The 13,354-nt window shown below is 68.4% G+C and carries 11 protein-coding genes and 1 riboswitch; of the genes, 6 read left to right on the forward strand and 5 right to left on the reverse strand.

The window, feature by feature from the left end:
- Positions 1-33: 33 nt before the first annotated feature.
- Positions 34-157: riboswitch (TPP riboswitch) on the reverse strand.
- 414 nt (positions 158-571) lie between these two features.
- Positions 572-1,792 carry an argininosuccinate synthase gene (locus tag AB5S17_RS10275; RefSeq protein ID WP_369238896.1) on the reverse strand — a complete coding sequence of 407 codons (1,221 nt, stop codon included), beginning with the start codon at positions 1,790-1,792 and terminating at the stop codon, positions 572-574.
- Between the two features lie 201 nt (positions 1,793-1,993).
- Here AB5S17_RS10275 and AB5S17_RS10280 point away from each other — a divergent pair, with 201 nt between their 5' ends.
- Positions 1,994-4,009: an AI-2E family transporter gene (locus AB5S17_RS10280; protein WP_369238898.1), complete on the forward strand. Its 2,016-nt coding sequence runs from the start codon at positions 1,994-1,996 to the stop codon at positions 4,007-4,009.
- 33 nt (positions 4,010-4,042) lie between these two features.
- Here the strand turns inward: AB5S17_RS10280 and AB5S17_RS10285 are convergent, their stop codons facing one another.
- The 4 genes from AB5S17_RS10285 to AB5S17_RS10300 form a co-directional block, all read right to left on the reverse strand.
- On the reverse strand, positions 4,043-4,891 hold the full coding sequence (locus AB5S17_RS10285) for a metal ABC transporter permease (protein WP_369238900.1): 849 nt from the start codon (positions 4,889-4,891) through the stop codon (positions 4,043-4,045).
- A gap of 1 nt (position 4,892) precedes the next feature.
- Positions 4,893-5,762, reverse strand: a complete 870-nt coding sequence (locus tag AB5S17_RS10290) for a metal ABC transporter ATP-binding protein (RefSeq protein WP_369238902.1) — start codon at positions 5,760-5,762, stop codon at positions 4,893-4,895.
- Positions 5,759-6,634, reverse strand: a complete 876-nt coding sequence (locus AB5S17_RS10295; RefSeq protein WP_369238904.1) for a metal ABC transporter solute-binding protein, Zn/Mn family — start codon at positions 6,632-6,634, stop codon at positions 5,759-5,761. Before AB5S17_RS10295 ends, AB5S17_RS10290 begins: the two co-directional genes overlap by 4 nt.
- 222 nt (positions 6,635-6,856) lie before the next feature.
- On the reverse strand, positions 6,857-7,894 hold the full coding sequence (locus tag AB5S17_RS10300; protein WP_369238906.1) for a LacI family DNA-binding transcriptional regulator: 1,038 nt from the start codon (positions 7,892-7,894) through the stop codon (positions 6,857-6,859).
- Positions 7,895-8,247: 353 nt separating this feature from the next.
- Here AB5S17_RS10300 and AB5S17_RS10305 point away from each other — a divergent pair, with 353 nt between their 5' ends.
- The 5 genes from AB5S17_RS10305 to AB5S17_RS10325 all read left to right on the forward strand — a co-directional run bounded on the left by AB5S17_RS10305 (position 8,248) and on the right by AB5S17_RS10325 (position 13,277).
- Positions 8,248-9,681 (forward strand): sulfatase, encoded by a 1,434-nt coding sequence (locus AB5S17_RS10305; RefSeq protein ID WP_369238908.1) that lies wholly within the window; start codon positions 8,248-8,250, stop codon positions 9,679-9,681.
- Between the two features lie 53 nt (positions 9,682-9,734).
- Positions 9,735-10,697 carry a formylglycine-generating enzyme family protein gene (locus tag AB5S17_RS10310; RefSeq protein ID WP_369238910.1) on the forward strand — a complete coding sequence of 321 codons (963 nt, stop codon included), beginning with the start codon at positions 9,735-9,737 and terminating at the stop codon, positions 10,695-10,697.
- A 71-nt stretch (positions 10,698-10,768) separates the two neighbouring features.
- Positions 10,769-11,503 (forward strand): ABC transporter permease, encoded by a 735-nt coding sequence (locus tag AB5S17_RS10315; RefSeq protein ID WP_369239098.1) that lies wholly within the window; start codon positions 10,769-10,771, stop codon positions 11,501-11,503.
- Complete coding sequence (locus tag AB5S17_RS10320) at positions 11,500-12,279, forward strand: ABC transporter ATP-binding protein (RefSeq protein WP_369238912.1); 780 nt, start codon at positions 11,500-11,502, stop codon at positions 12,277-12,279. The genes AB5S17_RS10315 and AB5S17_RS10320 overlap by 4 nt, the downstream gene beginning before the upstream one ends.
- Before the next feature lie 14 nt (positions 12,280-12,293).
- The gene (locus tag AB5S17_RS10325; RefSeq protein WP_369238914.1) at positions 12,294-13,277 is read left to right on the forward strand and encodes an aliphatic sulfonate ABC transporter substrate-binding protein; all 984 of its coding nucleotides are present in this window, start codon (positions 12,294-12,296) and stop codon (positions 13,275-13,277) included.
- Positions 13,278-13,354 lie beyond the last annotated feature (77 nt).

Here is a 13,354-nt window from a genome sequence, read left to right on the forward strand (position 1 = left end):
GGCTGAGTAACGATCCGCAGAGTCCTGCGGGGTGTCGCGGCGCCTTGACCATCCCTACGCCGGTGTGAGCCGGATCAGGTTCGAAGGGTCGCTGCGCCCACGCGTTGCCGCGCCATCAGCCTCTCAGCCCCTTGCCGGGACTCCCCTGGTAACGACGGGGAGGATGGGCCGGGGACGGTCGGCTGTCAATGCGGGGGTTGTTAGCCTCGCTGCGAAACCGCCGCGGGGCAGGCTTGTCACCTGCCGGCGTGCCTGCGGTGCCGTCGAGACCACACCAGCTGCCGGAGCGTTACAGGAACGCCTCAGTTTTCGACGCTCGTCATCCCGGCCTTGAGCCGGGATCCGTGCCTCGACGGCTATACAGGCCCTCGCGCCCAATACCCCGATGATCGCCTCAGACAAGGGTCATCGGAAGCTTCGGTGGCTTGGAATGCATCCCGGCTCAAGGCCGGGATGACGAAGTGGTAGTGTTGGCGCCAGCCTTCCGATGCCGAGGGTGCATTCGGCAGCGGAACACGGACCGGCGCGCCGGAGTCGAAGCCCCGGTGCGCCGGATCGCCGCCTGTCCCGGTTACCGCCCGTCGCGCTTGGCCAGGGTGCGCAGCCTGAGGGCGTTCAGCCGGATGAAACCGGCGGCGTCCTTCTGGTCGTAGGCGCCGTGATCGTCCTCGAAGGTGACGAGGGCGTCGGAGTAGAGGGACTTGGCGCTCTCGCGGCCGATGACGATGACGTTGCCCTTGTAGAGCTTCAGCTTCACCGTGCCCTCGACATGCTCCTGGCTCTTGTCGATGGCCGCCTGCAGCATCAGCCGCTCCGGCGAGAACCAGAAGCCGTTGTAGATGAGCTCCGCATAGCGCGGCATCAGCTCGTCCTTCAGATGCGCCGCGCCGCGGTCGAGCGTGATGCTCTCGATCGCGCGGTGCGCATGCAGGAGGATGGTGCCGCCCGGGGTCTCGTAGACGCCGCGCGACTTCATGCCGACGAAGCGGTTCTCGACGAGGTCGAGCCGGCCGATGCCGTTGTCGCGGCCGAGGTCGTTGAGGGCCGCGAGCAGCTCGTGCGGCGCCATCGCCTTGCCGTTCAGCGAGACCGGGTCGCCCTTGGCGAAGCCGAGTTCGATCGTGGTCGCCCGGTCCGGCGCCTCCTCGGGGCTGACCGTGCGCATGAAGACGTAAGGAGGCGGCTCCTCGGCCGGGTTCTCCAGCACCTTGCCCTCGGAGGAGGAGTGCAGGAGATTGGCGTCGACGGAGAAGGGCGCCTCGCCCTTCTTGTCCTTGGTGACGAGGATCTGGTTCTTCTCGGCGAAGTCGATGAGGTCGGTGCGCGACTTGAACTCCCACTCGCGCCAGGGAGCGATGACCTTGATGTCCGGGTCGAGCGCGTAGGCCGAAAGCTCGAAGCGGACCTGGTCGTTGCCCTTGCCGGTGGCGCCGTGGGCGATGGCGTCGGCGCCGGTCTCGTGGGCGATCTCGACGAGGCGCTTGGAGATCAGCGGCCGCGCGATCGATGTGCCGAGGAGATAGGTGCCCTCGTAGACGGCATTGGCGCGGAACATCGGGAAGACGAAGTCGCGGCAGAACTCCTCGCGCACGTCCTCGATGTAGATCTCCTTGATGCCGAGCCGCTCGGCCTTCTCGCGCGCCGGGCCGAGTTCCTCGCCCTGGCCGAGATCGGCGGTGAAGGTCACCACCTCCGCCCCGAGCTCGGTCTGCAGCCACTTCAGGATGATCGAGGTGTCGAGGCCGCCGGAATAGGCGAGGACCACCTTCTTGACGTCGCGTGTTTTGGCCATGGTCTCTTGATTTCGTCCGCAGTGTCGGTCGTCATGGCCTCTACACAATCGCCGGGGCGAAGGAAACCGGAAGGACGCGCGGCGGCCGCCCGTCGGCGCCTCCGGAGCGCCGCGGACAAATTGTCGGCCGCGGATGGATCGGACTTCTTTCCAGCGACTTATAGCCGTTCGTCGCGGGCGTTTCCCGCCGGGATAATGTCGATGTCGGTCGTGCGTCCATCACGCGCCAAGCTGCGCTCCTCCGATGTGCCGTCGGCGCGCATGTCCAGATCCGTCACCGACTCGGTGATCGTCGGCCTCGCAATCGTCGCGGTGCTCTATTTCGGCCGCGACGTCTTCGTGCCGATCGCGCTCGCCGTGCTGCTGAGCTTCGCGCTGGCGCCGCTGGTGCGGGTTCTGAGGCGCATCCACGTGCCGCGCAAGCTCGCCGTGGCGCTGGCGGTGGTGGTCGCCTTCCTCCTGCTGCTCGGGCTCGGCGGCATGATGGTCAAGGAGGTCACGCAGCTCGCCGAGAACCTGCCGAGCTACCAGACGACGATCGTCAAGAAGATCCAGTCGCTGCGCGGCTCGACGAACGGAGGCGGGGCGATCGCGCGCGTCGCGGCAACGGTCGACAACCTGCGCCAGGAATTGAGCGGCTCGGCGGGGAAGCCGGACGGCGGTGCGGGCGCGGGCAACGCGCCGCAGGGCCAGGCGGGCGGACAGACGAGCGACGCGGCGAAGAAGACCGGGCCGATCCCGGTCGAGATCCACGAGCCGCCGGCCGGCCCGCTGGACATCATCCAGAGCATCGTCTCGCCGGTGCTGTCGCCCCTGGCGACGGCCGGCATCGTGACGATCTTCGCGATCTTCATCCTCCTCTATCGGCAGGACCTGCGCGACCGCTTCATCCGGCTCGCCGGCTCGAAGGATCTCGGCCGCACAACCGCGGCGATCGACGACGCGGCGCATCGCCTCAGCCGCTACTTCCTGACGCAGACGGCGATCAACGTGACCTTCGGCGTGATCGTCGCGGCAGGCCTGTGGCTGATCGGCATCCCCAATCCCGAACTCTGGGGCATCTTCGGCGCGCTGCTGCGCTTCATCCCCTATATCGGCTCGATCCTCTCCGGCCTGTTCCCGGCGGCGCTCGCCTTCGCGGTCGACCCCGGCTGGTCGAGCTTCATCTGGACGGTGGCGCTGTTCGTCGTCGTCGAGACGATCATCGGCCAGGTGATCGAGCCTTGGCTCTACGGCCACAACACCGGCCTCTCGCCGGTGGCGGTGATCGTCGCGGCCACCTTCTGGACCTGGCTTTGGGGGCCGATCGGGCTGTTCCTGTCGACGCCGCTGACGGTCTGCCTCGTCGTGATCGGCCGCCATGTCGAGAAGCTCGCCTTCCTCGAAGTGATCCTCGGCGACGAGCCTGCGCTGACGCCGCCGGAGAACTTCTACCAGCGCATGCTGGCCGGCGATCCGCACGAGGCGGCGGACCAGGCCGAGGACTATCTGCGGGAGGAGAGCCTGCAGGCCTTCTACGACAATGTCGCGATCGAGGGCCTGCTGCTCGCCCAGGAGGATCTCAACCGCGGGCTGCTCGACGACGAGAAGCTGATCCATATCCGCGACACCGCGCTGGAGGTGGTCGACGACCTGTCGGATCACAGGGACGAGGACGAGCAGGGCGACGAAGCGGCGGAGGCGCAGGGCGCGCATGCCGGGCACGAAGGCGGGGAAGACGCAGCGGCGGAGGCCCCGCTGCCGGCGGGCGAGCCGCGGCAGGAGGGCATCGTCCTGTGCATCGGCGCGCGCACGCCGCTGGACGAGGCCGCGGTGCCGATGCTGGCGCAGCTTCTGGAGCGGCACGGCATCGCCACCCGCTGCGAACCGCGCGACACGCTGCTGACGACCAACATCTTCCGGCTCGATACCGCCGGCGTCACCATGGTCTGCCTGTCCTATCTCGACGGCAGCCGCGCCGCCGAGGTGCGCTATCTCGTCCGCCGGCTGCGCCGCAAGATGCCGCAGGCGCGCATCCTGCTCGGCTTCTGGGGGATGGAGGCGAAATCCGCGGCCGAGGAATTGCGAGCCTCCTCCGGCGCGGACTTCCAGGCGACCTCGCTGCGCCAGGCGGTCGATGTCTGCCGCACCACGCTGCCGGAACCGGCGGCGGCAAAGGGGCTGCCGGCCAGGCCGCATGTCGGGCTCCGGCCGGTCACCGCCCGCGGCGCCGCCTGAGGCGCGCGTCGCCGCGCGGAAAAGCGGGCGGCGTCACAGGGGCGGGCGGACGTCCGCCTCGATCTCGCGCGGCCGGCTCTGCAATGTCCGGTTCCGGCGCAGCCGGCGACAGCCGATGCTGGCGAGATAGACGACCGCCGAGAGCAGCGTGATCCAGAACGTCGTCGGCAGGTTGGTGAACCAAGCGAGCAGGATCCCGCCCCAGGCCTCGGCCAGCGCCAGAACCGCCGACAGGACGATGCCGGGCCAGAAGCGTGAGGTCGCAGCCTGGGCGGCCGAGGCCGGCCCGACCATCAGGGTGAAGACGAGAAGCACGCCGACGATCTGCGCGCATTCGGCCACCGCGACGCCGACGATGACGAGGAAGGCGACGGACAGGAAGCGCAGGGGCACGCCCTTGGCCTCGGCGAGCTCCGGCTGCAGGCTCGCGAACAGCAGCGGCCGCGAGATGATGGCGAGGCCTCCGAGGCTCGCCGCCGTCAGTACATAGAGGCTCGCGAGCGCCGAGCCGTCGACGCCGAGGACGTTGCCGAACAGGAGCGCCGTCGCCTGGGTGGCATAGGCGGTATAGAAGTTGAGGAACAGGATGCCGAGGCCGAGCGCCAGCGACAGCGTCATGCCGATGGCGACATCCCGTTCGGCGATCTTCTCGCCGAGAAAGCCCATGCCGATGCCGGCAAGCACCGTGAAGCCGACGAGGCCGGTCAGCGGCGACAGGCCGATGAGGACCGCACCCGTGGCGCCGGTGAAGCCGACATGGGAGAGAGCGTGGCCGGCGAAGATCTGGCCGCGCAGGACGAGAAAATAGCCGACGAGGCCGGCGAGGATCGCGACGACGCCGCCGGCCTGGAACGCGTTGCGCATGAACTCATAGCCGAGCATGTCAGCGCGATCCCCGGCCAGAGCGCGACGCAGCCCTCGACAGCGGCGTGTCGTGTTCCGGAGAAGGGCCGTGCGCATGCTCGTCGTGACGGTGCGCCGCGGCGCCGATCTCCGACTCGCCGGTCAGGACGAAGCGCCGCGCGCCCATCCGCAGCACCTCGATCTGCGAGCCGTAGAGGGCGGAGAGCACCGGGCCCGTCACCACGTCGTCGACCTCGCCGAGCACCGCCTTGCCGCGGCCGAGATAGAGGACGCGATCCAGCGCGCCGATCAGCGGATTGAGTTCGTGGGCGCTGAACAGGACGGTCATCCGGCATTCGGTCTGCAGGCGCTTGGCGAGTTCGACGACGCCGCGCTGATGGGTGGGGTCGAGGCTGATCAGCGGCTCGTCGAGGAGCAGGAGCTTCGGCCGGCCGATGATCGCCTGGGAGATCAGCAGCCTCTGGCGCTCGCCGCCCGACAGGTCGTGAAGCGACCGGCGGGCGAGATCGGCGGCGCCGACGGTCTCGAGCGCCCAGGCCACCTCGTCGCGCTCCCGGCTGCCGAGCGTCGGCAGGCCCCAGCGCCAGCCGCCGGCGGCCCCGGCGACATAATCCCAGCCGGTCAGCGCGGTGCCGCCCGGCAGCCGGCGGTGCTGCGGCATGTAGCCGACCAGCCGGTTGCCGCGCGAGGCCGGGCGGCCGAGCACCGTGATCGTCCCGCGCGCCGGGGCGAGCAGGCCGAGGATGGCGCGCAGGAGGGTCGTCTTGCCGGCGCCGTTCGGACCGAGAAGGCCGACGAACTCGCCGGTCCGGATCGCGAAGTCGGCGCTCTCCAGAACGGTCCGGGCGCCGAGGCTCAGGACGACATTGTCGAAGGCGACGGCCGTCAAGACTTCGCGCCTCCCAGTGCCCGGTCGAGTTCGCCGAGCTGGTCCATCATCCATTCCACATAGGTCTGCCCCGCCGGCTCGGTCTCGCTGACGCCGACGACGGGCACGCCGGACGCCTTGGCGATGCCGACGAGCCGCTTCACCGCAGCGTCGTCCGCCTGGCGGTTATAGAGCATGGCGTCCACCTTGTGGCCCGTCAGGCTGTCCTCGAAGGCGGCCACGTCGGTGGGGCCGGGATCGGTTCCGTTCATCACCATCACCTGGAAGCGCCGGTTCAGCATCTTCAGCCCCAGCGCGTCGGCCATATAGCCGAAGACCGGCTCGGACGCCGTCACCGGGCGGCCCGCATAGCGCGACTTCATCGTCGCGATCTTGTCGTCGAGGCGCTTCAGGCCGGCAATGTATGCCTGAGCGTTCGCCGCATAGAGGGCCTTCTGCGCCGGATCGATCGTCTCCAGCGTGGCGGCGAGCTTCTCGGCCATCGCCTTCATCGTCGCCGGATCGTACCAGAGGTGCGGATTGTCGCCGGCCTTCCTGCCGGTCAGCTCGGCCGCGACGATCTCGGCCCTGTCCCTGGAACCGGACGTCTTCAGGAGATCCGCGATCCAGGGGTCGTAGTCCGCTCCGTTGGCGATGACGACATCCGCATCGGCAAGGCTCTTCGCCGTCTCGACATTCGCCTCGAACATGTGCGGATCCTGGTCGGGGTTCGACAGGATGCTGACGATATTGGCCTTCGGGCCGGCGATCGCCCGAGCGAGGTCGCCATAGAAGTTCTCCGCCGCAACGATGGTGACAGGCGGGGAGGCGGCGGAGGCGGGGACTGCGGAGAGCAAAACCGCAGCCGCAGCGGCCAGGAGAAACAAGCGCATGAGGGCAGCCTTCGTCGACGGGAGAGTGCTTCACTGGTGTTCCTGTTATAGCATTACATCGCCGCCACGCAAGACGTTATAACGTATCGCATCGGCTGGCGGCTTCGGACAGCAGGGAGGGCGCCAGCGCGACGTCCGCCCGGGACGGCGGCGGGGATCTACGCCCGTCGATCGGACGGAAGCGCTTGCGCCGATGCCGCCGGCGGAAGGGTTCTCGCCGTCCTAGGCCCGCGCCGGGCGGGTGCTTTGGCGGTGCTGGAGGCTCCAGTCGACGGAAACGCGCCGGGGCGCCTCACCGGCGATGCGGGCGAGGATCGTCTCGGCGCTGACCCGGCCGATCGTCTCGCGCGAGGGCCGGACGGTGGTCAGCGCCGGACGCATGTAGGCGCTGGCCTCGGGATCGCCGAATGCGATGACGCCGCAGTCCTCGGGGACACGCCGTCCGGCGGCTTCGAGGCCCCGGAGCACGCCGTAGGCCACCGCGTCGCTGTTGCAGATGATGCCGTCGATCTCGGGGTGCTCGGCGAGAAGCGCCGCAAGCAGCCGCTCGCCGAGCGACGGATTGCCGCCCTCCGGCGAGGTTTCCACGGCAAGGGGACTGAGTCCCGCCGCCTCGATCACCGCCGCGGCGCCGCCCGCGCGCTTGCGGGCGCGGGTGTCCGCGGCGCGCACGCTGCCGACGAAGGCAAGATGGCGGTAGCCGCAGGCGATCAGATGCTCGGCCTGTGCCCGCCCGATCGCCTCGTGGTCCATGCCGACGGCCGAATCAATGGGCTCGCCGCAGATGTCCCACATCTCGACCGTCGGCACGCCGGAGGCGCGCAGCAGGTCGGTCGCGCCGGGATGATGGTCGACGCCGATGATCGCCATCGCGGCCGGACGCCAGCTGAGAAGCGCGCGGACCAGCCGCTGTTCCTCCTGCAGATCGTAGCGCGAATTGCCCAGCATGACCTGCAGGTCGTGTTGCAGGAGCTGCGTCTGGAGCGTGTCCACCACGGCAGCAAATTCGGAATAGAACAGCGAGGTGACGACCACGCCGACGACGTTGGAGCGCGTGCCGGCCAGGCCGCCGGCGAGCCGGTTCGGCACGTAGTTCAGCTCTTCCAGCGCCGCGTCGATCCGCCGCTTCAGCTCCGGGCGGACCGTCTGCGGCGCGCGGAGCGCCCGCGAGACCGTGTTGACGGACACGCCCACCCGCTGCGCCACCGAGGCGAGGGTGGGCGCCGGCCTGCCGGAAAGGGGAATGCTGTCGTTCGCCATGACGCTCCTGCCATTCGCCGGATACTTCCCGCTCGCGCAAGGCGCTGCAAGCCGTGGCGGCGATCGTAGCAGAAGAAGTGAGCGTTGCGTTAGCGCTCACTTTCTGTCAGTGTCGCGTTCTGACGGATGGACGGACAAGCGCGGGAGGAACGCAGCTTGCGTCATCCGCCGATCGTGCGGACCGGGTGGTGTGAGCGATCCGGCGGGTCCGATGGGAGGATGGCCTTGATCGAGCGTGGGCTTGTCGTCGGAGAGGGTGGCGCGGTGGCCGAGCGGCTGCCGTCGCGGCGGCTTTGCTGCGGGCAGCCCTCCGTCCGCTGCTCCCGCATTTCATCGCGAGCACCTGGCGCAGCATGACCGACCGGCCGAACATCATCCTGATCATCACCGACCAGCAGCGCTACGACACGATCGCCGCGCTCGGCTTTCCCTATCCGACGACGCCGAACCTCGACCGGCTGGCGAACGAGGGCGTCGTGTTCTCGCAGTGCCACGTGACGGCGCCGAGCTGCGTGCCGTCGCGGGCGAGCCTCTTCACCGGCTACTACCCGCACACCACCGGGATCCTCGCCAATGGGCAGGCCTGGCAGCGCACCTGGGTGGAGCAGCTGCGCGATGCCGGCTATCGCTGCGTCAATGTCGGCAAGATGCATACGATCCCGTATGACTCGGACTCCGGGTTCCACGAGCGCTATGTCGTCGAGAACAAGGACCGCTATCTCGAAGGCCGATGGTATTTCGACGAGTGGGACAAGGCGCTGGCTTCCCATGGCCTCGTCAAGCAGCAGCGCGAGACCTATCGCGAGCGGCCGGATTATCGCGAGCGGCTCGGCTGCTTCGACTGGGAGCTGCCGGAGGCGCTGCATTCCGACGCCTTCGTCGGCAACATGGCGAAGTGGTGGGTCGAGACCTATCCGGTGACCGAGCCCCTGTTCCTGCAGGTCGGCCTGCCGGGCCCGCATCCGCCCTTCGATCCGCCCGCGCGCTATTTGGAGCGCTATCTCGCGCGGGACGACCTGCCGATCACCCACCCCTCGGCGGAGGAACTGGAGACGCTGCATCCTGCGCTGAAGGAGAAGCGCGTCCACGACGTCGAAGTCGACCACGACTCGGTGGTCTGGAGCCTCGACCCGACGCCGGAGCAGATGCAGCGGCTCTGGGCGCACTATCTCGGCAATGTCACGCTGATCGACGAGAAGGTCGGCGAGCTTCTGCAGTCGCTGCAGGCGCGCGGCTATCTCGACAATGCGGTGGTGATCTTCACCTCCGACCATGGCGAGTGCATGGGCGAGCACGGCCTGATCCAGAAATGGTCGATGTACGACATCGTCACCCGCGTGCCGACCATCGTCTGGTCGAGCCCCGGCCTCTTCGCCGGCGGGCGGACGGTCGACGGCCAGTGCCAGTGGTTCGACCTCGGCCCGACCATCCTGGAACTCGCCGGTGTCGAACTTCCGGCGGATTTCGAGGCGAAGAGCCTGCTGCCGGCGCTCGAGGGCGGCGAGTGGACGCCACGTCCTTATGTCTTCTGCGAGCAGGCGGGAGACGTCGCGCTCGGCGGCGTCGAGTTCATCACCGGCGTGCGCAGCGAGCGCTGGAAGCTCGTCCACTTCAAGGGTTCCCCGGAGGGGCAGCTGTTCGATCTCGAAGCCGATCCCAAGGAGGTCGCGAATCTCTGGGACGATCCGGCGCATCAGGACATCAAGCGCAAGCTTCTCGACGTGATCCGCGAATGGCTGATCGATTCGCACTACAAGACGCGCGAGCGGACGGCGGCGGTCCGATGACGGCCGCGCTCGCCCCCCTTCGCCATCCGGACCAGGCATCGTCGGACGCGGACATGGTCTTCGTCGAAGGCGGTCGCTTCGCCATGGGCTCAGAGCGATTCTATCCCGAGGAAGGGCCGGTGCGGTCGGTCGCCGTCGACGGTTTCCGGATCGATCGCGCGCCGGTCACCAACCGCGCCTTCGCGCAATTCGTCGCGGAGACGGGATACCGGACCGTCGCCGAGCATGATCCCGACCCCGCCCTCTATCCCGGTGCCGATCCCGCCGTTCTCCGCGCGGGCTCGGTCGTCTTCCACGAGCCGGCGTCGCCGGCCGATCCGGCGGCGCGCGGGGCCTGGTGGCGCTTCGTCCCCGGCGCCTGCTGGCATCGGCCGGACGGTGTGCACGACTTGTCCGAGGACCGGATGGATCACCCGGTCGTACATGTCGCCCATGCCGACGCGGCCGCCTATGCGGCCTGGGCGGGCAAGGCGCTGCCCAGCGAGGCGGAGTGGGAGTTTGCCGCGCGCGGCGGGATCGACGGTGCCGACTACGCCTGGGGCGACGACTTTTCGCCGGACGGCAGGCGCATGGCGAACACCTGGGCCGGCCGCTTCCCGTTCCGCGACGCGGCCGCGACGGGCGAGTACGGCACCAGCCCGGTCGGGCGCTATCCCGCGAACGGCTACGGCCTTGTCGACATGATCGGCAATGTCTGGGAATGGACGGACGATTTCTGGTCGAGCCGCCGCGAGAGCGGCGGTAGCGCCGGCACATGTTGCGTCGTCGCCAATCCGCGGATCACGGACCCGGCGGCGAGCTTCGATCCGCAGCAGCCGGCGATCAGGATCCCGCGCAAGGTCCTGAAGGGAGGATCGCATATGTGCGCGCCGAACTATTGCCGCCGCTATCGGCCGGCGGCACGGCACCCCGAGATGATCGACAGCGCCACGACGCATATCGGTTTCCGCTGCATCCGGCGCGTCGGCGTCGATGCCGGGGAAACCGCGTCAACCCCCGTCAAAGGTGCGGCATGAGCGCGGTGGGCGATGCAGCGGGGCCGGCATCTCCGGCGGCCGACAAGGCTCGCGGCTGGCGGCCGAACCGGATGCTGGTGCTCAATGTCGTCGCCATGCTGCTCGGCATCGGCATCTGGGAACTCGTCACCGCCGTCGGCGTGGTCGGCCTGCCGACGCCGGTCGCGGTGTTTGACCAGGCGGTCGCCTCGATCGAGAGCGGGCTCTTGATCTCGGATGCCGCGGCGAGCCTTGCCCGCGTCCTCGCCGGCTTCGTCCTCGGCGTCGCGGTCGCGATCCCCGTCGGCTTCCTGATGGGCTGGTACCCGACGGCGCGGGGCCTGATAGAGCCCTATGTGCAGTTCTTCCGCACCATCCCGCCGCTGGCGATCATCCCGCTCGCGATCGTGACGATGGGCATCGGCGAAGTGCCGAAGATCTTCGTCATCTTCCTCGCCGCCTTCCTCACCAGCGTCGTCGCGACCTTCCAGGGGGTGATCAGCGTCGACCGCACGCTGATCAACGCGGCGCGCGTGCTCGGCGCCGGCGACGCGACGATCTTCCGCCGCGTCGTCATCCCCGCCTCGACGCCCTTCATCATGGTCGGCGTCCGGATCGGCCTCGGCTCGTCCTGGGCGACCGTGGTCGCGGCGGAGCTGATCGCGGCGCAGTCCGGCCTCGGCTTCCGCATGCAGCAGGGCCAGCTCTACTACGACCTGCCGACGATCTTCGTCAGCCTCATCACCATCGGCATTCTCGGCCTCGTGATGGACCGGATCGTCATCGCCGCCGACCGCCGCCTCACCGCCTGGCAGGAGAAGGCATGAGCCCGAAGATCTCGTTCAAGGACGTCTCGCGCGTGTTCGAGGTTTCCGGTCGGCCCGTGTTCACCGCGCTCGACCGGCTGTCGCTCGACATCGACGACGGCGAATTCATCACCGTCGTCGGCCCGTCGGGCTGCGGCAAGTCGACAGCGATGAACATTGCTGCGGGCCTTTTGCCGCCGTCTTCGGGCCGCGTGCTGGTCGACGGCGTCGAGGTGAGGGGCCCCGGGCCGGAACGCGGCGTCATTTTCCAGCAATATGCCCTGTTCCCCTGGCTGACGGTGCGCGAGAACGTCGAGTTCGGCCTGCGGCTGACCGGCATGCCGAAGGCGGAACGGCGCAAGGTCGCCGACCACTTCATCGACCTCGTCAACCTCGGCCACTTCGCCGACTCGCTGCCCAAGATGCTGTCCGGCGGCATGAAGCAGCGCTGCGCCATCGCGCGGGCCTATGCCGTCAACCCGAAGATCCTCTTGATGGACGAGCCCTTCGGCGCGCTCGACGCGCTGACCCGCGTCCAGCTGCAGGACCAGTTGCTACAGACCTGGAGCCGGGATCGGCGCACCGTCATGTTCATCACCCACGATGTCGACGAGGCAGTCTATCTCGCCAACCGCGTCGTGGTGATGGCGGCGCGGCCCGGGCGCCTCGACCGCATCATCCCCGTCGATCTCCCCTATCCCCGGACCGAGGAGATCCGCCTGTCGCCGGAATTCGCCGCGCTTCGCAACGAGGTGTGGCGGGCCGTCTACCATCCGAGACTTCAACAGAGCGCATGAAAGGGAGGACAATCATGCTGACGAGACGATCATTCCTGAAGACGGGCGCGGTGGTCGCGGCCGCCGGCGTCGCGATGCCCGCCGTCATCGGCCGGGCGCGCGCCGCATCGACCGACATGACCATCGGCTACATCGCCGACTTTCCGAATTCGAGCATCCTCGCGATCGCCGAGGACCAGAAGATGTGGGAGGCCGAGGGCGTCAACGCGACCACCAAGGTCTTCACCAACGGACCGATCCAGATCCAGGCGATGGGCGCCGGCAGCCTCGACTTCGGCACGATCGGACCCGGCGCGCTGTGGCTGCCGGCGAGCGGCCGCGCCAAGGTCGTCAGCGTCAATGACATCGGCTTTTCCGACCGCGTCATTGCGCAGCCGGACATCACCTCGATCGAGCAGCTGAAGGGCAAGAAGGTCGGCGTGCCGCAGGGCACCTCCGGCGACATGATCCTGCGCCTCGCGCTGAAGAAGGCCGGGATGACGATCAAGGACATCGACATGGTGCCGATGGATCCGAGCACCGTCGTCGCCGCCTTCGCCTCCAAGCAGATCGTCGCCGCCGGCATCTGGTACCCGCTGATCAGCGTCATCAAGAAGCAGGTGCCGAAGCTGAACGAGCTCGCGGCCAACAAGGACTTCTTCCCCGAGACCTCCTTCATCAACACGCTCGTCGCGCGCAACGAGGTGGTGGCGCAGGACCCGGAGAAGGTGAAGAAGTTCCTGTCGGTGATGAAGAAGGCGCTCGACTGGCGCATCAACAACCTCGACAAGGCCATCGACCTGACCGTCGCCTTCACCAACGCGCCGAAGGACATCGTCGCGAACGTCGCTCACAGCCGCAAGATGCTGACGAGCGCCGAACTGGAAAAGTACACCAAGGACGGCACCGTCGATCACTGGCTGCAGCAGTTCAACGACATGTTCGTCACCTTCGGCCAGCTGAAGAGCCCGGAGCCGCCGAAGAAGATCTATACGGCGGACCTGTTCCTGTCGGCCTGAGGCCGAAGCACGGGACCGGGCGGCGCGGGGACCCCGCGCCGCCGTCGCGACACGAATGACCAAGTGGGGGGAACGCG

Origin of the sequence: Jiella sp. M17.18 (assembly GCF_041027365.1) — a bacterium.
Taxonomy (GTDB): domain Bacteria; phylum Pseudomonadota; class Alphaproteobacteria; order Rhizobiales; family Rhizobiaceae; genus VKMB-3413.